This window comes from Oleiphilus sp. HI0128, from assembly GCF_001635365.1.
The window spans coordinates 1-500 of record NZ_LWGG01000706.1 but is presented as its reverse complement, the minus strand read 5'-3'; the positions used below and the strand labels follow the sequence as shown (position 1 = coordinate 500).

The 500-nt window shown below is 47.0% G+C and carries 1 protein-coding gene; it reads right to left on the bottom strand.

Translation table 11 applies throughout. The features are described from left to right. A partial coding sequence (locus A3763_RS08700; RefSeq protein ID WP_156495018.1) for a transposase occupies positions 1-500 on the bottom strand: 500 nt, incomplete at both ends.

Sequence of the window (500 nt, the reverse complement as noted above, 5' to 3'; positions counted from 1 at the left end):
GGATTCGTGTTTTTGGATCTATTCTGGGTAAGGTGACTTCCTTCGAGATTGACCAGATATAAGCTATCAGTTCTCGTGCGATCGCCGTTACCACGACACTTCGATGTTTACCTTTGTGTATTAGTCGTTGATATCGTCTACATAATCTCTGTTGTGCTTGCCAAGCTTGATCAATTACCTCTTTCGGCAATCCTTCCTGCCTGAGCTGTAATTCCTTCGATATCTTTGCGGGATAGCGATAGCTATGTGCAGCCTCAACTAACAATCTCCTCGCTCGCCCATTTCCACAATTGGTGATCGCGCCTAAGTGTCGTTTTCCTCCACTTGAATGCTCGGAGGGCGTCGTTCCGATATAACTCATCAGTTTTCTAGGGCTATCAAATCGTGTTAAGTCTCCTAGCTCTACAATGACACCAGTGGCGGTGAGCAGTCGAACGCCTCTCAAGGCTTGTATCGCTTTCACAACCGGATAATATCGCCATTGCTTCACGTGATGGGCG